The organism is Streptomyces sp. DH41, from assembly GCF_029813785.1.
In the GTDB taxonomy this organism is placed as follows: Bacteria; Actinomycetota; Actinomycetes; order Streptomycetales; family Streptomycetaceae; genus Streptomyces.
The window spans coordinates 180494-201543 of the sequence record NZ_JARVKY010000004.1 but is presented as its reverse complement, the minus strand read 5'-3'; the positions used below and the strand labels follow the sequence as shown (position 1 = coordinate 201543).

The 21050-nt window shown below is 72.9% G+C and carries 13 protein-coding genes; 6 read left to right on the top strand and 7 right to left on the bottom strand.

All coding sequences use genetic code 11. The features are described 5' to 3' along the window. The first annotated feature begins 110 nt into the window (after positions 1–110). Positions 111–1010 carry an aminoglycoside phosphotransferase family protein gene (locus tag QC283_RS09510; RefSeq protein WP_279560952.1) on the top strand — a complete coding sequence of 300 codons (900 nt, stop codon included), beginning with the start codon at positions 111–113 and terminating at the stop codon, positions 1008–1010. A 54-nt stretch (positions 1011–1064) separates the two neighbouring features. Here the strand turns inward: QC283_RS09510 and QC283_RS09505 are convergent, their stop codons facing one another. Both QC283_RS09505 and QC283_RS09500 read right to left on the bottom strand, forming a co-directional pair. Then, positions 1065–1796 carry a chitinase gene (locus QC283_RS09505; RefSeq protein WP_279560951.1) on the bottom strand — a complete coding sequence of 244 codons (732 nt, stop codon included), beginning with the start codon at positions 1794–1796 and terminating at the stop codon, positions 1065–1067. Between the two features lie 119 nt (positions 1797–1915). Next, positions 1916–2434 (bottom strand): lytic polysaccharide monooxygenase auxiliary activity family 9 protein, encoded by a 519-nt coding sequence (locus QC283_RS09500; protein WP_279560950.1) that lies wholly within the window; start codon positions 2432–2434, stop codon positions 1916–1918. Positions 2435–2891: 457 nt separating this feature from the next. Here QC283_RS09500 and QC283_RS09495 point away from each other — a divergent pair, with 457 nt between their 5' ends. Next, positions 2892–6020: an ATP-binding protein gene (locus QC283_RS09495; RefSeq protein ID WP_279560949.1), complete on the top strand. Its 3129-nt coding sequence runs from the start codon at positions 2892–2894 to the stop codon at positions 6018–6020. On the opposite strand, the gene QC283_RS09490 is transcribed toward QC283_RS09495, so the two are convergent. The 3 genes from QC283_RS09490 to QC283_RS09480 form a co-directional block, all read right to left on the bottom strand. After that, positions 6001–6792 (bottom strand): ABC transporter permease, encoded by a 792-nt coding sequence (locus QC283_RS09490; protein ID WP_279560948.1) that lies wholly within the window; start codon positions 6790–6792, stop codon positions 6001–6003. The two genes, QC283_RS09495 and QC283_RS09490, sit on opposite strands and share 20 nt — an antisense overlap. Beyond that, positions 6789–7769, bottom strand: coding sequence for an ATP-binding cassette domain-containing protein (locus QC283_RS09485; protein ID WP_279560947.1), 981 nt, complete (start codon positions 7767–7769; stop codon positions 6789–6791). Before QC283_RS09485 ends, QC283_RS09490 begins: the two co-directional genes overlap by 4 nt. Before the next feature lie 77 nt (positions 7770–7846). Then, positions 7847–8356, bottom strand: coding sequence for a MarR family winged helix-turn-helix transcriptional regulator (locus QC283_RS09480; RefSeq protein ID WP_279560946.1), 510 nt, complete (start codon positions 8354–8356; stop codon positions 7847–7849). Positions 8357–8559: 203 nt separating this feature from the next. Between QC283_RS09480 and QC283_RS09475 the strand changes: the two genes are divergently transcribed. Then, entirely contained in the window at positions 8560–9408 is an 849-nt protein-coding gene (locus QC283_RS09475) for an inositol monophosphatase family protein (protein ID WP_279560945.1), read from the top strand. 6 nt (positions 9409–9414) lie between these two features. On the opposite strand, the gene QC283_RS09470 is transcribed toward QC283_RS09475, so the two are convergent. Both QC283_RS09470 and QC283_RS09465 read right to left on the bottom strand, forming a co-directional pair. Beyond that, entirely contained in the window at positions 9415–10488 is a 1074-nt protein-coding gene (locus QC283_RS09470) for a P1 family peptidase (RefSeq protein ID WP_279560944.1), read from the bottom strand. A gap of 120 nt (positions 10489–10608) precedes the next feature. Further along, a complete protein-coding gene (locus QC283_RS09465; protein WP_279560943.1) occupies positions 10609–11880 on the bottom strand; it encodes a wax ester/triacylglycerol synthase domain-containing protein in 1272 nt (423 codons plus the stop codon). Between the two features lie 332 nt (positions 11881–12212). Here QC283_RS09465 and QC283_RS09460 point away from each other — a divergent pair, with 332 nt between their 5' ends. The 3 genes from QC283_RS09460 to QC283_RS09450 all read left to right on the top strand — a co-directional run bounded on the left by QC283_RS09460 (position 12213) and on the right by QC283_RS09450 (position 21049). Then, a complete protein-coding gene (locus QC283_RS09460; RefSeq protein ID WP_279560942.1) occupies positions 12213–13349 on the top strand; it encodes an SDR family oxidoreductase in 1137 nt (378 codons plus the stop codon). A gap of 69 nt (positions 13350–13418) precedes the next feature. Further along, positions 13419–15002 carry a PfaD family polyunsaturated fatty acid/polyketide biosynthesis protein gene (locus QC283_RS09455; protein WP_279560941.1) on the top strand — a complete coding sequence of 528 codons (1584 nt, stop codon included), beginning with the start codon at positions 13419–13421 and terminating at the stop codon, positions 15000–15002. 53 nt (positions 15003–15055) lie between these two features. Beyond that, positions 15056–21049, top strand: a complete 5994-nt coding sequence (locus tag QC283_RS09450) for a type I polyketide synthase (RefSeq protein WP_279560940.1) — start codon at positions 15056–15058, stop codon at positions 21047–21049. The last annotated feature ends 1 nt before the right edge of the window (position 21050 follow it).

Below are 21050 nucleotides of genomic sequence, written 5' to 3'. Positions count from 1 at the left end.
GTCGGCCCGGGGTGAGAGACGGAGGAATTCGGTCGACAGGAGTGCGCGCGAGGCGCTGTGATGGGAGGGACCGCCCGCCGCACGCGGCGGGCCGACTCCAGGAGCCGTCCTTGGCAACCGTGAGCGTCCCGGGCCGCCCCTCGATCGACACCTCCCTGGTCAGACGCCTGGTGGACAGGCAGTTCCCGCAGTGGGCGCGGCTGCCTCTGCGGTTGCTCGAGCAGGCCGGCTCGGACCATGTGATCCACCGGCTGGGCGAGGAGCTGACGGTCCGGCTGCCCCGCCACGCCGGCGCCATCGGGCAGGCCGGGAAGGAACTCGAATGGCTGCCCCGGCTCGCCCCGCACCTGCCCCTGGCCGTTCCGGTCCCGGTGGCGGTGGGGGAGCCCGGTCTCGGCTACCCCTGGCCGTGGGCGGTGACCCGCTGGCTCGACGGAGAGGTGGCCACCGTCGGCGCACTGGCCGACTCCTGCGAGACCGCGGTGGAACTGGCCGGTTTCCTGTCCGCGCTTCAGCGGTTCGAGCCCGAGGAGGCCGCCGCGGCCCGGAGCCTCGTCGAGGACCCCACCGTCCAGCCGCTGGCCGCTCGGGACGAAGCCACGCGAGCCGCCATCACGGAGGTCGGCGGCGCGTTCGACAGGGCCGCCATGACCGAGCTGTGGGACGCGGCGCTCAGCGTGCCGGCCTGGGGCCGTCCTCCGGTCTGGTTCCACGGTGACTTCCACACCGGCAATCTGCTCACCGTCGACGGCCGTCTCAGCGCGGTCATCGACTTCGGCGGCCTCGGCATCGGCGACCCGGCCCGCGACCTGACCATCGCCTTCACCCTGATGTCGGCCGTACCCCGAACCGCCTTCCGTGCCGCGCTCGGTGTGGACGACGCCACCTGGACCCGAGGCCGGGGCTGGGCCCTGGCCACGGGCCTGAACGCCTACGTCTCCTACGCCGCCACCAACCCCGGCGTCGCCGCGCAGACCACTCGGCAGATCAGGCAGGCGCTCATCGGCTAGGGAGTGTCCGTGTCGCCGGCCCGATCCGCTCATCGTGCGTGACGCGGCCTCTGGCTAGCAGCTGAGGTCGCCGCCGGGCTCGACGCCGAGGAGCTGTGTGAATTGCCGGTACTTGTCGATCCGGCTCTGCACCTGAGCGGGGTTGCCGCCGTCGCACTCCAGGCTGCCGTTGATGGCGCGGATGGTCTCCCCGAAGCCGGCACCGTCGACCATGGCGTCGTGCGGAGTCATGGTGCCGGGCCCGGACTGGGTGTTCCAGTACCACAGACCGGTCTTCCAGGCCACGGACGCGTCGTTCTGGACCATGTCGGGGTTGTTGAGCAGGTCGATGCCGAGGGCGTCCCCGGCGGCCTTGTAGTTGAAGTTCCAGCTGAGCTGGACGGGCCCGCGTCCGTAGTACTCGTCGTCGCCGGCCGGGCAGCCGTAGGGCTGGGTGGCGTCGCAGTAGTGCGGGTAGTTGGCGGTGTTCTGCTCGACGACGTGCACGAGTCCGCCGGTCTCGTGGCTGACGTTGGCGAGGAAGGCGGCGGCCTCCTGCTTCTTCACCGTGTCGCTGCCGGTGTTCGTGAAACCCGGATAGGCGTTGAGTGCGGCGGTGAGACCGCTGTAGGAGTAGACGGAGTTCCTGCCAGGGAACATCTGGTCGAACTGCGCCTCGCTGACCACGAATTCGGCGGCGGCCCGGGTGCCGGGCTTCTGGGCGAGGGCCGTCGGCGCCAGTGTCAGCGCGCAGAGGACGGCGGCCGCGCCGCTGGCGGCCGACAACGCGAGTGTGCGGGGTTGCATGAGGGCGACTCCTGCTCGGTGGGGGGATACGGCGTGTGTGCGGGAGGGAGAGAGGGGAGGGGGAGCGGCCGCGGGCGCCCAGGAGGGAGGGCGGTCGCTCCCCGTCCGCCACTCGTCCGTCAGCCGCCGACCTTGACGTCGATGCAGGCGTAGAAGGCGTTGTCGGTGTCGGCGACGTTCCAGACGGCGAGCACCTTCTGCCGGCCGGTCAGGCCACCGAAGTCGACCTGGTGGTTCACCACCGCACCCGGCTTGGCGCCGCCGTCGTCGAACAGCGCGATGCGCTGACCACCGACGTAGTACTCCCAGGTGCTGGTGGCGTGCTGTGCGGTGAGCCGCCACGAGAACGTGGTGTTCTTCGGCACCGGTGTGACGGCCCAGCCCTTGCTGTCGTCGTCCAGCTCCGAGAAACGGCTGTTGCCGCCACTGCAGCTGGTGAGGCCCTTGGGGCCTTCGACGCTCTGGGGTTCGTAGGTGATGTCCCCGCAGGACACGGTGCCCGCGGCGCACTGGGCCTGGCGGCTGGGCGGATCGGAGATGTAGCCGTGCGCGCTCGCCGAGGCGGCGGGGAGGCTGACGGCGATGACGGGCGCGAGGGCCGCGCCGATCAGGGCAGCCGTCTTCCGGTTGGTGTGCATGCGGAACTCCTTCACATCGGGCCGTCCCACGGCACGCGCGGTCATGTGTGGGGGTGACCGCACGCACCGAATACGGCCTCTCGTGGGTGGGGGCCAAGAGGCGCGAAGGTGACGCGCACTCGCCGCCCTGACAGGGGGAGATGTGCCCCGGAAGGGGGCAACTCCGAAAGCGGAGCGGCGAGTTCTGTTGGACTAGACCATACAAGCGATCGTCGTGACCGTGTCAAGGGTGTGACGCGGCGCCGTTGTCCGGGGGCAGGTCCGGAGACCGCCGGTGGCGCGAGGACCTGACGGCAACACGCGTGGTGGCCGAGCCGGCCCACCAAGTGAGGTGCTCGGCCGCGCGGCGTCGCGGCCACCGGTCACGCGGCCGGGGGCAGCCGCCCACGGTCCGGTGAACAGGCTCCGGGACCCCCGCCGTGAGCGCGATCCGCCGGACGGGCCCTAATCTTCACGCGTGACCACCGACCTGACCCTGCTGCCGTGTGTCGCCTACCTCGGACGCGAGGTGACCGCGCCCCGGCTCCGCGGCCTCCTCGCGCTGCTCGCGGGCGATGTGCGCACGGGCTGCACGACCGAGCGGCTTGTGGCGGGCCTGTGGCCGGACGAGTTGCCGGAGCGGCCGGGAAAGGCGGTGCAGGTCCTCGTGTCCAGGGCGCGGGCCCAACTGGGCGCCGAAGTCCTCGCGAGCACGCCGACCGGATACCGGCTCACCCTCCCCGAGGACCAGGTCGACAGCTCCGCCCTGCTGCTGCACGCCGCCGCGAGCGCGGAGCGGGCCGCAGCGGGGGACCACACGGGATCGCTGGCCGCGGCCGAGGCCGGACTGGCACTGTGGGAGGGCACCCCTGACGGGACCGGCACCACCCACGACCCCGAGGCCGCGTTGCGTGCCGCACGCGCCCCCGTCCGCGACGCACTGGTACGCGCGCGGGCACTCGCGCTCGCCCGCCTCGGGCGGCACACGGAGGCGGCCGGGCCGCTGGCCGTGGCCGCCGCCGAGCACCCCCGCGACGAGGAGGTGCTCGCCGAACTGCTGCGCGGCGAGGCGGCGACCGCGGGCCCGTCCGCCGCGCTGACACGGTACGAGGCGTACCGCCGTGAACTGCGCGACGGGCTCGGCACGGACCCGGGCGCCGGGCTCAAGGCGGTACAGCGCGAGCTGTTGCGCGGCGAGGCGCCTGTGGTCAGGCACGGCGTTCCGCACGAGCCGAACCCGCTCCTCGGCCGGGACGAGGACATCGCGGCGGTGCGTCGGCTGCTGCGTGCCTCGCGCGCCGTCACCGTCACAGGCCCCGGAGGACTTGGCAAGACCCGGCTCGCGCACGCCGTCAGCCGCCGGGCCGAGCAGCGCGTGGTGTACTTCGTGCCGCTCGCCGGCGTCACCGAGGACGCAGGCGTGGCCGCGGACGTGGCGTCCGCGCTCGGTGCGGGCGAGGGACGGCACGGCGTCGTGAGCGGCCACGCCCCGGCCGACCCGGTCTCCGGGATCCTCGGCGTGCTCGGCCCGGGGCCCGCCCTGCTGGTGCTCGACAACTGCGAGCAGGTCGTCCGGGGCGTCGCCGACCTCGTACAGGCCCTGGTCTCGTCCTCGAAGGATCTGCGAGTGCTCGCCACCAGCCGGGCCCCGCTGGGCCTCACGTCGGAGGCGGTGTACGCACTCCCGGAACTCGGCCTCGACACCTCGGTCGAGTTGTTCACCCACCGGGCCAGGGCCGCGCGGCCCGGCGTGGAGCTGCCGCCGGACGCGGTGGCCGAGCTGTGCCGCCACCTCGACGGGCTGCCGCTGGCCCTGGAGTTGGCCGCGGCTCGGGTGCGGGTGCTGTCGGTGCCGGAGATCGCCCGCCGCCTCGGAGACCGGTTCGCGCTGCTGCGCGGTGGGGTGCGGGACGTGCCGGAGCGCCACCGCACGCTGCACGCGGTGGTGGAGTGGAGCTGGAACCTGCTCGCGGAGGACGCCAGGGCGGCGTTGCGCACGCTGTCCGTCTTCCCCGGTGGCACCTCCGCCGAGGCGGCGGAGCAGGTGCTGGGTGAGGACGCGCTGTTCCTCCTGGAGCAGTTGGCCGAGCAGTCGTTGCTCGCCGCCTTCGACACCCCGGCCGGGGCTCGGTTCAGAATGCTGGAGACCGTGCGGGAGTTCAGCGCGGCCCGGCGTGCGGAGGCGGGCGAGGACGAGAAGGCCGTCGGCCGATTCCTCACCTGGGCACGGGACTTCGGGGTCGCGCACCACGACTGGCTCTCCGGCTCGCGATCGCTGACCACCTGGCAGTCGATCAGGGGCGAACAGGACAATCTCGTGCTGGCCCTGCGGTACGCCCTGGCCCGTGCGGACGGCCCCGCCACCGCCGCCCTCACCGCGGTCCTCGCCGGCCTGTGGTCCACCGACTCCAACTACCCCCGCCTCGCCGCTCTCGCCGCCGACACCGGCCCACACCTGTCGCACTACCGGCCCGAGCCCGAGTACGTCGAAGTCGCCCGTGCCGCCGCGGTGTTGTGCACGGCCAGCCTGTTCATGGGCCAGGGCCCGTACGTCGTACGCCACCTCGTCACCCTCCGGCGGCTGCCCCCGGCGCCACCGGACACGCTGCTGCGAGCCACCGCGGTCGTGCTGAGCGCGGTCCCCGAGATGGTGCCACCCGACTACGACGTGCTGCGAAGGCTCTGCGGCAGTGAGCGGCCCCTGGTCGCCGGAATCGCCGAGTGCGTCGCCAGCTATGTCTGGGAGTCCGAGCACGACCTCGACCGCGCACTCGCCTCGGCCCGCCGGATGATCGCCGCGCTGACGCCCATCGACCACCCGGCCACACAGGTCATGGGCCACTCCCGGCTGAGCGAGCTGTACCTGAAGGCAGGGCGGGGCGAAGCCGCGTACGGACACCTGAAGGCGGCGCTCGAAACGCTTCCGCGGCTCGGTGACGAGCACGACTACATCGGCATCCGCTGGGGTCTCGTACTCGCCTGCCTGCAGCGCGGTGACCCGGACGAGGCCGAGTACTGGCTGCGTCAGGCCGAACGGGACGGCACTTCGCAGCAGGACGACTTCTACAGCCCCGACCTCGGCGGGCGGGCCGAGATCGCACTCAGCCGAGGGCTGACGCAGGCCGGGCTCGGACTGTGGCGCGGCGCCGTGGAGCGGATGCCCGCGGCCGGCTCGATGCACGGCGGCGACCCCTGGAGCGACCCGTGGGCCCTCGAGATCCAGTCCGCGGCGGTGACGGCGCACGCACACGCCGGCCGTCTCGAACTCGTCGCGGAGCCGGTCGACCGGCTGCGGCAGCGGCTGCGGACGATGCTCTCCCGCCCGGCCGGTTCGCCCCTGGAGCTCCCGGTGTTCGGGACGGTTCTGCACGCTCTGGGCATGGCGGCTCTGGCGTCGGGCGACACCGCCGGCGTACGGATGATCGCGCTGGCCGAACGGCTGCGGGTGCTGCGCGAGTTCCAGCCGACGATGTCGGCGGCCCGCGCCCGGAAGGCGGCCGAGGACGCCGACGGGGCGGCCTACGCCGACGCGGTGTCGGAGTACACCGCCCTCGGGCGGGACGAGCTGCGGGAGGCAGCCCGTGCGCTCATTTCGGGTCGCGGTTGAACAACGACACCGACCAGCGGTACCCGAGCACGGCCAGGCCCAGGCACCAGACGACCGCCATCCACCCGTTGTGGCCGATCTCGGTGCCGAGGAGTAGTCCGCGCAGGGTTTCGATGGCGGGTGTGAAGGGCTGGTACTCGGCGATGGGCTGGAACCAGCCCGGCATCGCGTCGATGGGGACGAAGGCGCTGGAGAGGAACGGCAGGAGGATCAGCGGAAGCGCGTTGTTGCTGGCGGCCTCCGCGTTCGGACTGGCCAGGCCCATGCCGACCGCGATCCAGGTGAGCGCCAGGGCGACCAGGACCAGCAGTCCGAATGCCGCGGCCCACTCCAGGGCCGTGGCGTTCGTGGAGCGGAAACCGATGGCCACGGCGACGGCGCCCACCAGGACCACGCTGGCGACCGACTGCAGGACGCTGCCGATGACGTGTCCGACGAGTACGGAACCGCGGTGGATGGCCATCGTCCGGAAGCGGGCGATGATGCCCTCGGTCATGTCGATGGAGACGGACACCGCGGCGCCCACCACGGTGCCGCCGATGGTCATCAGCAGGATGCCCGGCACGAGGTAGGCGATGTACGCGGAGCGGTCCGCGCCGCCACCACCGATGCCGGCGCTCATGACGTCGCCGAAGACGTACACGAAGAGCAGCAGCAGGACGATCGGGGTGAGCAGGAGGTTCAGGGTGAGGGACGGGTAGCGGCGGGCGTGCAGGAGGTTGCGGCGCAGCATCGTGGTCGAGTCGCGTACGGCGAGGGCGAGGTTGCTCATCGGACGGTCTCCTTGGGCTGGTCGGGCTGGGCGGGGACGCGGGTGTTGCCGGTGAGGGCGAAGAAGACGTCGTCGAGGTCGGGGGTGTGCACGGTGAGTTCGTCGGCCTCGATGTCTGCGGAGTCCAGCCGGTCGAGGATGGAGCGCAGGTCGCGCTGGCTGCCGTCGCTGGGGATCTGGAGGGTGAGTGTGTCGTCGTCGCGGGTGGCCTCGTGCAGTGCGGTGGTGGCGGAGCGGTAGGCGGTGGGGTCGGTGAAGCGGAGCCGGACGTGGCCGCCGGGGATGAGGCGCTTGAGTTCGTCGGCGGTTCCCTCGGCGGCGATCCGGCCGTCGTTGAGGACGGCGATGCGGTCGGCGAGTTCGTCGGCTTCTTCGAGGTACTGGGTGGTGAGGAAGACGGTGACGCCGTCGGAGACGAGTTCGCGGATGATCTGCCACATGTTGTGGCGGGAGCGTGGGTCGAGGCCGGTGGTGGGTTCGTCGAGGAAGATGATGCGGGGGCTGCCGACCAGGGTCATGGCGATGTCGAGGCGGCGCTTCATGCCGCCGGAGTAGGTCGAGGCGGGCTTCTTCGCGGCCTCCACCAGGTCGAAGCGGTCCAGCAGTTCGGCGGTGACCCGCTGTCCCTCCTGCTTGGGCAGGTGGTGGAGGTCGGCCATGAGGAGCATGTTCTCCTCGCCGGTGATCAGTCCGTCGACGGCGGAGAACTGTCCGGTGACCCCGATCGCGGCGCGTACGGCCTGGGGGTCGGCGGTGAGGTCGTGGCCGGCGACCTGGGCCTGTCCGCCGTCGGCGGTGATGAGGGTGGACAGGATCTTCACTACGGTGGTCTTGCCGGCACCGTTCGGGCCGAGCAGCGAGAAGACGGTGCCGGCCGGTACCCGCACGTCAATGCCGTCGAGGACCGTCCTGTCGCCGTAGGCCTTGCGTAGTCCCCTGGCCGCGATGGCGAATGGGTGCGATGTCGGTGTCGTCATGCCGCAGATGGTGCGGCAGGGCGCCTTCAGCGCGGTTTCACCATGGTTTCAGCGCCCTGAAACTGGTTCGAGGGGGGTCACTTGTCGGCTGAGGATGACTGAGTGCCGGTATCGGTGCCGGTGCCTGTGCGGGACCACGCGAGTCCCTCCAGATGCTCGATGCCCTGATTGAGCTCGATCAGCAGGTCGAGGAACTGCTGGGTCTGATCGCCCGCCCATCCGGACGCCTCGACGAGACGCGCGGTCCCCGCGCGGCTGACGGCCCGGTCGGCCTCCAGGCGCTCCAGGCCGAGCGCGGTGGGCCGGAACTTGCGTGCCATGCCCCCGTCGGGGTCGGGGATCCGCTCGACGAGGCCGTTGCGGAGCATGGCGCTGACCTGCCGGTTGATGGTGGAGACATCCACCTGGAAGGTGTGCGCCAGCTCCTTGAGTGTGAGCGGTTCACCGGTCTCCAGCCGCGTCAGCAGCACGTAGGCCGAGCGTTCCAGGCTCTGACCGATGCGAGGGCCGCGCGAAGCGACGAAGTGCCGGGACAGCAGCGTCAGTTCCCGTTCCAGATCACTCAGCCGGCGTTCTTGCTCGCTCATTTCCTGGTCCTGTCCCGCCGTCGGTTCCCGCTCGCCATCGCGCATGACCGCTGAATGCGAGGGGCCACACCGAATCCTGGCCGCGCATGGTGCATATCATGTGAATGATACATATCTTCCACGTGACGCCGTTCTCGTTCGGCCGTGACAGTTCCCGACCGGATCCATGTACCGCGCGGTGTGTCGCCGGTACTCTGCACGCCGTGATCAACTCCCCTGCGAGTCCTGACGATACCGAGGTAGCCACAGCCGCCGCCCGGGCGGGCGCGGAGGTCGTGCACGCCCGATACGGGCAGCGGCTGACCCGCTTCGACAAGGGTGCCGGAGACTTCGCCACCGACGCCGACGTGGCGGCCGAGGAGGCGATTCTCGGTGTCATCCGTGCCGCTCGGCCCGGGGACGCGGTGCTCGGGGAGGAGGGAGGGCGGCGGGGGCCGGCCGACGCGGCGCGGCAGTGGTTGGTGGACCCCTTGTGCGGCACGCTCAACTACGCCGTCGGCAACCTGCTGGTGGCCGTCAACGTGGTACTGCGCGGCGGCCCCGCGGCGGTGGCCGATCCGTTCGGCGGCGAGGTCTACGTGACCGACGGGAACACCGCTCGGGTTCGGCGCGACGGAGGTGAAGCACCGCTCATACCGTCGGCGGCCACCAAGCTGGTCGACGTGAACCTGGATCCGCCCTTCCCCGGCGCTCCCGGATTCCGGGCGGTGGACTTGCTCGCTCACCCCGCGTTCGTCCAACGGTTCCGGCCGCGGGTCGTGTCCACGACGCTGGCGCTGGCCTGGGTCGCGGCCGGAAAACGCGCCGCTTACGTCACCGACGGCGGGGACCTGACCGAGAGCGTGCACTTCGCCGCCGGCATCGCTCTGTGCCGGGCCGCCGGCTGCGTTGTCACCGGAGTCGACGGTGCTCCCCTCGGCAGTGCGGGCCGTGGCCTGGTGGCCGCCGCCGACGCCGAGACACACGGGCTGCTCATGTCGATGATCCGAGACCGGGGGCCGCACGCCGCGAGGGACGAACCGGGTGCCCGGCCCCGGCCGGTGCCACGCTGAGGGCGGTCACGACACGGTTCCCCGCGTGGACGCGAGGGTGTCGAGCAGGCGGTCGGCCGACAGCGCGGGTACGGTCCGGCCGCCGAAGCCCGTGGTCGTGGTCGCCGCGAGCAGGGAATTGAGCACCGCTTCCTCGACCCCGTCCAGGACGGACTCGAACAGCGGGCCCAGTTCGGCATCGGCCACGGGGGCGCCGCCCGGTCGCGTACCGAAGGCGATGGCGTAGTCGCCGCTCCCATGGCTGTAGGCCGCGCCCGTGCGGGCCAGGGCGAACACCGCGCGCCGTGCGACACGGGTGAGCTGCCGGGCGTCGAGAGGGGCGTCCGTGGCCACCACGATCATGCACGAGCCGGTGTCCGCGGCCGGCACCGCACCGTCGGACCCGACGCCCATGGACCGCGGAGTCAGGGTGTGTCCGAGCACCCGCAACGTGCCGCCGAAGTTCGCCTGCACCAGGACGCCGGCCGTGAAGGACCGGCCCGCCAGGACGCAGATGCGCGAGGCGGTCCCGATGCCGGCCTTGAACCCCAGCGCGACGGTGCCGGTCCCCGCACCGACGCACCCCTCGGCCACCGGCCCACCGGATGCCGTGTCGAGGGCCGCCCGGACGTGCTCCTCGTGAACGGGTCGTGCACGGATGTCGGACAACAGACCGTCGTTGCACTCGCCCACCACGGGATTGAGGCTCCGCACCTCCTCGCATCCGGGCCGCTCGAGCACCCAGCCGACGAGGGCGTCGGCGACGCGGAACGCGGACAGGGTGGAGGTGAGCAGGACCGGGGTCTCCAGCGTGCCGAGTTCGGCGATCTGGGTGGTCCCGATGAGTTTGCCGTAGCCGTTGCCGGTGAACACCCCGACCGGCAGGGGCGCCCGAGGACTGACGACGTCGGGCACGACGGCGGTGACTCCGCTGTGCACGTCGGGCTGCCGGCGAACGGTGGTGTGTCCGACCTGGACGCCCGGCACATCGGTGATCGCGTCGAGGGGCCCGGTGCCGGCCGGTCCGATCACGATGCCGAGGTCACGGGCCCGGCGCCGGGTGGCGCCGGGCGGGGACGGGGGGTGCGGCTGCGCTTCCATGCGGCCGCACGTTACGCGTCGGGCCGACGAGACGTACGGGGAACAGGACGCCCCGGTGGTGACCGGACCCGATCTACGGGCCGCCGGTCACCACCGGCTTCCCGGGCCTCCGTGGCGCCGTCAGGCCGGCGGTGCGAGGTTCCGCTCGAGTTCCTCCACGGCATCCGTCCACAGGCCGGGCAACCGCTCGCCGAGAGGCAGCGCGTGGTCGACCAGGAAGGAGGCCTCGGCCCGGTCGCCGAAGAAGGCCAGACCCACGCCGAAGAGGTGGCCCGGCAGGAGCAGCGGCAGCAGGGCGGCTCCCGTGACGTTGGTGGCGCCCAGCGCGCCGCCCTCGGCGAGCGGGACCGACGTGGCCATCATCGCCGTGACGTCCGGGGAGATGATCTGCCGCATGTACCAGGCCGTGGGTCCGGCGGGCATGTATCTGACCAGGTCGTGAATGGCCTGCCGCCGTGAGCTCCGCTTCACCGCGGAGGTCTGCTCGGCGACGAGTTCCAGCCGTCGCGACGGCGAGTCCTCGGACAGCGGGAGCCGCACGGGGACGGCGAAGGTGCGATTTCCCCAGGTCTGCTCCTCGTCGGGCCCGCGTGCGTCCACGGGCAGCAGCGCCGACACGCGCCGCAGGCCGACGCCCGCCTCCCGTGACCACCGGTCAAGGACACCCGCCAGCGCCGTGAGATGGGCGTCGTTCGCCGACACCCCCCGCACCGCGCCGATGTTCCGCAACCTCTCCAGGGGCACCCGGGCCCGCAGCAGCCGCCGTCGTCCACTGGGCACGAAGGGCGCCGCGGGCCGCCGGCCGGGGACGGTCAGGACGTCGAACGCGAACTTCGCCCCGAGTCCCAGCGCCACGGCCGTCCTGCGCAGGCGGTCCGCGCGGCGGGGCGGAGCGGGAGGCGGCCTGCGGGCGGGCTCACCGGTACCGAGCAGGGTACGGAAGGCGAGGGCGGCGGCGACGCCGTCCTGGCACACGTGGTCGAACCGGTAGCAGATGGCGTACTCGTCGCGCGCCGCGCCGTGTACCAGCCACACCCCCCAGGGAGTGTCGCGGGGGAGCGGTGCACCCAGGGCGGTCTCCAGGGCCGTCTCCAGGGGCGGCCGTGACGCGTCCGGGCCGGCCGACCCCACTTCGTGGACATGGCGTTCAAGCGTGAAGGTCTCGTCCCGTCGCCACACGGGGGGCCGCGCGGTCCGCTCCAACCGGTGGGTCAGCATGGGCAGACGCGGCAGGTGCGCTCCGACATAGGCCCGGAAATCCTCCAGCCGCGGGGGCGGGCCGCTGAGGTAGGCGATGCCGCCGGTGTCCCAGCGGGCCTCTGGACGGGCCCGCTCCAAACGGAGATACGCTCGGTCGATGGGGTGAGTACGCACATCCGCGGCCATGGTCATCCTGCTTCCGTTCGCTCGAACGGCCTACATCGGGGCTGACAGCACAAGCTAGACGCCACTCGCGCCGGGAAGCATGGCCTCGGGAGGACCTTTCACACAGTCGGATGACATGATCGGGCGCCAGTTCGTCAACCCTCGGGTGAGGGCAGCCCTCGCGAGGATGAGCATGAGCGGATGCGGGCTCCTTTTCCCCCTTCTCCCTGCCACTGTGCTCGACGTGCGTTCGGCGCGTCCGAGGGGGAGGGGTTCGGGATGAGGATGGGCGATCCGGTGGTGCGAGAGCGACTGCTTCCGTCCGCTTCCGCGTGGTGTGACCCGGGGGAGCCGCGGTCGTGAACGTCGCCCTCACCGGTGCCACCGGATTCCTCGGCCTCCGTCTGCTGCGGTGCCTCCTGGAGCGGCACGGATCACTGACCGTGCTCACCCACGCGGCGTCCCCGGACGCCCTCGGCCGTATCGCCCGGTTCCTCGAGCTGACCGGAGCACCGGAACGACTGACCGCGCGACTCCCGGCGAGGATCCGGGTGGTGCCCACCGACCTGAGCCGGCCGCGCATGGGGATTCCGGCGGTGCGGTTCGCGGAGCTGGCCGACGAACTCGACGCCATCTGGCACAGCGCCGGCTCCATCAACCTGGAGGGCGACCTCCCCTCGCTGCGCCGCGTGAACGTCGAAGGCACGCGGTCCGTACTGGAGTTGGCCGCCGCAGGCCGCCGCCGGCCGGTGATCTACCACGTCAGCACCGCGTTCGTGGCCGGAGCACGACGCGAGGGTGTCGTCTACGAGGACGAACTCGACGACGGCTTCGGCTTCGAGAACTCCTACGAGCGATCCAAGTACGAGGCCGAAGCCCTGGTGCACGCCTGGGCGCGGACACACCGCCGTCCCGCCGTCGTCCTGCGGCCGGGCATCCTGGTCACCGACCTGCCACCGCACCCGGAGCTGCCCCGGCATCCGCTGCAGGTCATGGACCAGCTCGTGCGGGACGCCCTGCGTGCCGCCGGCCTCGCCGGATCGCGCCCCACCGGCCCCGACCTCCCCGTGGTGCGACTGGTCGGCCGACGCTACGGCCACCTGAACATGATGCCCGTCGAGGAGGCGGCAACCACCATGGCGTGCCTGGCCGACCGGGAGCCGTCCGGCAGGGTCGACACCTATCACGTCGTCCACGACCACGACGTTCCCGTGTCCGCCGTCACCGAACTCATGGAGCGGCTCGTGCCACTTCGGGCCCGCCTGGTCGACAGCAGACCCGCCGACCTGTCCCCCCTCGAAGCGTCCATGGACTTCTATCCCGGCATCCGGCCCTACCTGAGCCACCTCCGCCGCTACGACGACACCCGGGCGCGCACCTTGCTCGGGCCACCCCGGCCGGCCGCCCGGGTGGACGTCGACTACCTGCTGTCCGGTCTCCGCCCGACACGCCCGGCCCGTCCGGCAGGCGCACGTGCGGTGGGCCGCCCGCACTGAGCGCCCCCCGCCCCCGGCCCTTCCTCCCACCGACTTCCTCGTACGCACGCCTTCCCTTGGAGCCCGCCCTTGTCCGCTCCCGCCCGGCCCGGCACGACCGACGCGCGTCCACCGGACTTCTCACCCGAAGCGGTCACCGCCGGCACCCGGCGGATCCGGGAGCACGTCCACATCGTCACCGACAGCACCCGACAGGCACTCGGCCTGGCGCCCGGCCCCCGGCCGGCCGGCGAGGTCGTCGGCACGCTGCCGCCGCTGTATCCGGAGTGGCTCGGCGGACGCACCTTCTGCGAGGCGCACGGCGTCCGCTTCCCCTATGTGGCGGGCGAGATGGCGAACGGCATCGCGACCACCCGCATGGTCTCCGAGATGGCCCGGGCCGACATGCTCGGGTTCTTCGGTGCCGCGGGCCTCGGACTGCCCGAGGTCGAGCGTGCCGTGCGCGAGCTGGCCGGCCGACTCGAGGGCAGGACGAACTGGGGCGTGAACCTCATCCACTCGCCGGCCGAACCGGAACTCGAACTCCGGGTCGCCAAGCTGCTGCTGCACCACCGTGTGCCCTGCGTGTCGCTGTCGGCGTACATGGAACTCACCCCCGCCGCGGTGCTGTGCGCGACCCGCGGACTGCGCCGGGACGGCGACGGGCGGATCCGGCGGCCCACCCGGATCCTCGCCAAGATCTCCCGGCCCGAGGTGGCCGAGAAGTTCCTCTCGCCCGCTCCGCACGACCTGCTGCGCCGGCTCGTGGAGCAGGGCGAGCTCAGCGGCGAGGAGGCCGAACTCGCCGCGCGCGTACCGGTGGCCGAGGACATCACGGTGGAGGCCGACAGCGGTGGGCACACCGACAACCGGCCGCTGGGCTCGACGCTGCCCCGCGTGCTGGCCCTGCGCGACGACATCACCCGGCGCCTCGGCTACCGGCGCCCGATCGGGATCGGTGCCGCGGGAGGGCTCGGCACACCCGCCGGGGTGGCGGCGGCGTTCGCGCTCGGGGCCGGCTACGTGGTGACGGGATCGGTGAACCAGACGGCCACGGAGGCCGGTATCTCCGACGACGCCAAGGCCATGCTCGCCCAGGCGGACATCGCCGACGTGGCCATGGCCCCCGCGGCCGACATGTTCGAGCTGGGCGTCACCCTCCAGGTACTCCGCCGGGGCACCATGTTCGCCCCCAGGGCCGCACAGCTGTACGCCGCCTACCGGGCGTACCCGTCACTGGAGGAACTCCCGTCGGCGGTACGGACGAAACTGGAACGGGACATCCTGCGGGCCTCCGTCGACGAGGTCTGGGAAAGGACCGAGCGGTTCTGGCAGGCCCGCGACCCGGAGCAGATCACCCGGGCCCGGAGTGATCCCAAGCACCGGATGGCGCTGGTCTTCCGCTGGTACCTCGGCAGCTCCAGCCGCTGGGCCATCGACGGGGACACCACCCGGCGCGCCGACTACCAGCTCTGGTGCGGCCCGGCGATGGGCGCGTTCAACCGGTGGACCGCAGGCGGCTTCCTCGCCGAGCGGGCGAACCGGACCGTGGTGCAGATCGCGCTCAACCTCCTCGAAGGCGCGGCGGTCGTCACCCGGGCCCACCAGCTGCGGACCTACGGCGTCCCGGTTCCGGCCGCGGCGTTCGACTACACGCCGCGCAGGCTCGCGTGACCGCGGCCCACACCCCGGACCCGGAAGACGGCGTCCCACGACAGGAGGAGCCCGTGACCGCCCCCCACTCCCCGCAGGTGCCCGTGGCCGTGGTCGGTATCGGCGCCCTGGCCCCGGGCGCGACGAGTACCACCGAGTTCTGGCGGAACGTCCTCTCCGGCCGGGACCTGATCACGGACGTGCCGCCGTCGCGCTGGCTCGTCGAGGACCACTACGACCCCGACCCCGCCGCACTGGACAAGACCTACGCGCGCAGAGGGGCGTTCCTGCCGGAGGTCGGCTTCGACCCGCTGGCCTACGGGATCCCGCCCGCCACCCTCCCCGTCACCGACACCAGCCAGCTGCTCGCCCTGATGGTGGCCGACCAGGTCCTCACCGACGCCGGCGGGCTGTCGGGTGTGGACCGCGAACGGGTCGGCGTCGTCCTCGGCGCGACGTCCCTGGAACTGCTGGGCCAGATGCAGGGACGGACACAACGGCCCGTGTGGCTGAAGGCGCTGCGGGAGCACGGCGTCCCCGAGGCAGAGGCCCAGGCCGTGTGCGACACCATCCGGGACCACTACACGCCCTGGCAGGAGTCGACCTTCCCCGGGCTGCTCGGGAACGTCGTCGCGGGACGCGTCGCCAACAGGTTCGACCTGCACGGCACCAACCACACCACCGACGCCGCGTGCGCCAGCTCCTTCGCCGCGCTCTCGGCCGCGGTCGCGGAACTCGCGCTGGGCCGTGCCGACCTGATGGTCAGCGGTGGTGTCGACACCCTGAACGACATCGGCACGTTCATGTGCTTCTCCAAGACGCCCGCGCTGTCACCCACCGGGGACTGCCGGCCCTTCTCCGACGCGGCCGACGGCACGATGCTCGGTGAGGCCGTCGTGATGTACGCGCTCAAGCGGCTGTCCGACGCGGAACGTGACGGAGACCGGATCCACGCGGTGATCCGGGGGATCGGCGCCTCGTCCGACGGCAAGGGGACGGCGATCTACGCGCCCCTGCCCGAGGGCCAGGCGCGGGCGCTGCGGCGCGCGTACGAGCAGGCGGGGTACGACCCCGGCACCGTGGAACTGGTCGAGGCCCACGGCACCGGTACGAAGGCCGGAGACGCCGCCGAACTCGCCGCACTGCGGACCGTGTTCGAAACGAACGGGCGTCCGGAGCGGCAGTGGTGCGCGATCGGCTCGGTGAAGTCGCAGATCGGCCACACCAAGTGTGCCGCGGGCGCCGCCGGACTGCTCAAGGCGGTCATGTCCCTGCACCACCAGGTGCTGCCGCCGACCATCAAGGTCGAGCGGCCCGACCCCGCGATGCGGACACGGGACAACCCCTTCTACGTCAACACCGAGGCACGCCCCTGGGTGCGCGCGCCCGGCCACCCACGACGGGCCTCGGTGTCCAGCTTCGGCTTCGGCGGCAGCAACTTCCACATCGCCCTGGAGGAGTACGTACCGTCCGAAGGGCTGCCTGGCCGCAGCGCGTGGCGCAGCAGGAGCGCGCCCACGGAACTCGTCCTGTTCAGCGCCCCCTCGCCGGCCGCCCTGCTGGAGCGGACCATCGACAGGGGCCGCTCACTCGCCGAGATCGCGCGGGAGAGCCAGGCCGGGTTCGGACCCACCGACGACGTACGCCTGGCCGTGTCCGCCGCCGACACCGACGACCTGTGCGACAAGTTCGCGCGGGCCGCCGCGGCCGTCCGGCAGCGACCGCACACCGCGTTCTCCGTCCCGGGGACGCACTACGCCACCGGAGCCCCCGCCCCCGGCAAGGTGGCCTTCCTCTTTCCGGGGCAGGGCTCCCAGTACGTCGGTATGGGCGCGGACCTCGCCATGCTGGCGCCCGCCGCCCAGGGCGTCTGGGACCGCCTGGGCGGTGCCCGGTACGAGGACCGGGCACTGCACCGCGTGGTGTTCCCCCCTCCCGGCTTCACCGACGAGGAGCGGGAAGCCCGAGCCGCCCTGCTGAACGCCACCGAGTGGGCCCAGCCGGCGCTCGCCGTGCACAGCGTGGCCCTGCTCGAGGTGGTGCGCGGTCTCGGACTGCGGCCCGACTGCGTAGGCGGCCACAGCTTCGGCGAGCTGATCGCCCTGCACGCCGCGGGAGCCCTGGACGCCGCATCCCTGGTCGCCCTCGCCCGCACACGGGGCGAGCTGATGCGGGCGGCGGCCGGCACCCCCGGGGCCATGCTGGCGGTGTCGGCCGGTCTGGACCGGGTGACGGCCGTCCTCGACGAGGCAGGCGTGCGGAGAGTCTGGCCGGCGAACCACAACGCGCCGGACCAGGTCGTGGTGTCCGGCGAGACGGGGGCGATCGAAGCCGCCGAACGGGAGTTCCTCACCAGAGGCATCTCCTCTCGTCGGCTGGACACCTCCCACGCCTTCCACAGCCCGCTGGTCGCCTCCGCGGCCGAGCCGCTCCTCCGCTTCCTGCGCGACACGACGCTCACGGCTCCCGTACTGGACGTGTACGGCAACGCGGACGCGTCGCCGTATCCGAGGGACCCCGACGAGGTGCGCCGCAGGATCGCCGAGCACCTGGCCTCGCCCGTGCTGTTCCACGAGCAGGTCGAAGCGATGTACGCCGCGGGTGTGCGGACGTTCGTCGAGGTCGGCGCGGGGGCCGCACTCACCGGCCTGGTCGGGCGGATCCTCGGTGACCGCGAGCACACGGCAGCCGCCCTGGACCGCCGGGGCCAGAACACAGCCGGCACCCTGCACAACGCGCTCGGTGAACTCGCCGTGCGCGGCGTGCGGTTGGACTACGAATTCCTCTGGGCGCCGTACGGGCCGTCAGGAACAGCAGCGAAGGAGCGCGAGCCGCGCATGACCGTGCAGATCAGCGGTGCCAATTACGGTCAGCCGTATCCCCCCGCGGGCGGGGCGCCCGAACTGCCCCCACCGAACCCGCCGCGGAGCCTGCCGACGCCCGCACCGGCCCGTGCGTCCGTACCGGCCCCCGTGCTCGTACCGGCCGCGGAGCCCGTACCGGCTCCGACCGACACCGACACCGACACCAGTACTGATACCGACGCGGCACCGGCGCTCCCGGCGGGCCCCCACTGGGCGGCCATGGTGGAGAGCGTGCAGCGGCAGGCGGCGGAGGCCCACGTCGCCTGCCACCGCATGCTGGCCGACAGCCATATGGCGTTCCTGAAGATGACGGAGACGACGCTGACCGCGCTCCTGGGCTCCGGGCGCGAGGACACCCCGGCACGGCCCACGCCGTCCTGGTCGCCCGCCGTCGCAGCGGCACCACCGACCCCGTTCGCGCCTCCCGTTCCCGACCCCGCCACCGAGCTCGGGACCACCATCCCGGCTACCGACCTCCTGCCCCCGACGCCGGCTCCGCCCGCGGCCCCCGTCGTGCCGTCCGCCCGCGCACCCGAGTCCCCCGTCCGCTCCGTTCCGGACCGTGCCGACGCACCGCCCGCCGCGACCCCGGACCGGTTGGAGGAACTGCTCCTGTCCGTGGTGGCCGAACGCACCGGATACCCGGTCTCCATGCTCAACGCCGACATGGAGCTGGCGACGGACCTCGGCATCGACTCGATCAAGCGGGTGGAGATCCTGTCCGCCGTCCGGCAGCGGGTGGGCGACCTGCCGACCGGGGATGTCGCCGCGCTGGGCAGGCTCGGCACCCTGCGCGAGATCGTCGACGCCCTCACCACGGCCGCCGCGCCCGTCGCCGAGGCGACCGCCCCGTCCGAGCCGCCCGCCCCGTCCGAGGCGCTCGCCCCGTCCGAGGCGCTCGCCCCGTCCGAGCCGCCCGCCGTGGAGGAGGGACCACCGGAGCCGGTGGAACTCAGGCGGCTGGCCCTGCGAACGGTGACCGCGCCCGCGCCCGGCCTGGAGATGGCCGGACTCGACGACGGGCCCGTGTCGGTGGTCGGGGGCCCCTCTCGGCTCGCCGCCCTGGTGGCCGGAAAACTGACCGGTCGCGGGATCCGGGCGAAGACCGCGACCCGGGTCCCCGACGGCGCACGCGCCGTCGTCCATCTCGGCGGAATGACCGACGTCGCCGCCCCTGAGGAGGCCGGGCGGATCCTGCGGGAAGCCCTGCGCACGGCGCGCTCGGTCGCGCCGCGCATGGAGGCGACCGGAGGAGCCTTCGTGACCGTGCAGGACACGGGGGGCGACTTCGGGCTCGACGGCAGGGCCCCCGGCCGCGCATGGCTCGGCGGCCTCGCCGCCCTGGCCAGGACCGCGGCGAGGGAGTGGCCGGCCGCGTCCGTCAAGGCGATCGACTGCGAGCGCGGCGGCCGGGACGCCGAGGCCGTCGCCGAGGCGATCGTGGCAGAACTCCTGGAGGGCGGACCGTCCCCGGAGGCCGGCCTGCGCGCGGACGGCACCCGCGTCGTCCCGCGCGCCGTCGCGGCACCGCTGGAGCAGGGCACGCCGACGGGCATCGGCCCGGAGTCGGTGATCGTGGCCACCGGGGGAGCGCGGGGCGTGACCGCGGCCGCCCTGGCGGACCTCGCCAGGACCCACCAGCCCCGCGTCGTCCTGCTGGGCCGCACGGAACTGGTGGCCGAGCCCGCCGGGGCGGCCGAGGCCACCGACGAGGCCGCACTCGTGCGGCTGCTCGGCGCGCGCCGAGCCGACGGCACCGGCCCCGCCGAGATCAGCGCGCAGGCGAGGGCGATCCTCGCCGCGCGAGAGGTCCGGGCGACGCTCGCCACGCTGGAGGAGGCCGGCTGCCAGGTCCGGTACCTGCCGGTGGACATCAGGGACGGCGAGGCCCTCGCGGCCGCACTGCACGAGGTGCGTGCGGACTGGGGCCCCGTCACCGCGATCGTGCACGGCGCCGGAGTACTGGCCGACAAGCGGATCTCCGACAAGACGGACGAGCAGTTCGACCGGGTGATGTCCACCAAGGTCGACGGCCTGCGCACGCTGCTCGAGGCGACGGCCGACGACCCGCTCGAGCTGATCTGCCTGTTCTCCTCGGTCGCCGGGGTCTTCGGCAACGCGGGGCAGAGCGACTACGCGATGGCCAACGGCGTACTCGACCACGTGGCGTCGGCCGAGCGGACCGGGCGGCCTCACTGCCGGGTGCGCTCCATCGCCTGGGGGCCCTGGCGCGGCGGCATGGTGACCCCGGCGCTGGCCGAGCACTTCGGCCGGTCGGGCATCGAGCTGATCCCCGTGGACCGGGGCGCGGCCGCGTTCACCGCCGAACTCGGCGCTGCGGACCGCGACACCAGGATCGCGCTGGTCGCCGGCGCCGGAGACGCGACACCGGACAGCGCGGGTGATCCGTCCCCCGCCCGGATCCGGATCACGTCCACCACGCACCCCTATCTGACCGACCACCGAGTCGCCGACGAGCCGGTACTGCCCCTGGCCATGGCCCTCGAGTGGTTCGTCCGCGCGGCGGGAGCCTGGCGCCCCACAGCGGGCGGGCCGGTCCTGCGCGACGTGCGGGTGCTCGACAAGGTCACCCTGCCCCGGCTGGCACACGACGGCCACCGGCTCACCGTCCACGGTCGCCGCCGTGACGTCGGCCCCCCGTCGGGCCTGGAGGCCGAACTGCGGGACGAGGACGGGGCGTCGCACTTCCGTGCCGTACTGGACTTCGAAGCGACGCTCCCGGAGCGGGAGCCGTGGGCGCCCGGCTCCGAGACGACGGAGCCGGCGGACACGACGGGCCGTGCCGTGCTCTACGACGGGCGGACCCTCTTCCACGGGCCACGGTTCCACGCACTGCGTGCCCTCGGGAGCGTCCGGCCCGACGGGGCGGAAGCGACCGTCGTGGGCGTCGCCGAGCTGGGCTGGGGCGACGACCACTGGGGGACCGATCCGGCGGCCGTGGACGGCGCGCTGCAACTCGCCCTGCTGTGGACGGAACACGCCCTGGCGGCCGCTTCCCTGCCGATGGCCGTCGCGGAGTGCCGAGTCCACCGGCGCGGCCCCGCTCCGGACGGCCTGCGGTGCGTGGTGCGGGCCCGGAAGGTGCACGACACCGGCGCACGGTGCGACGTGGCCCTCTTCGACCCGGACGGCGCCCTGCGCACGGAACTGCTCGGGGTGGAGCTCGTACGACGTCCCGACTGAA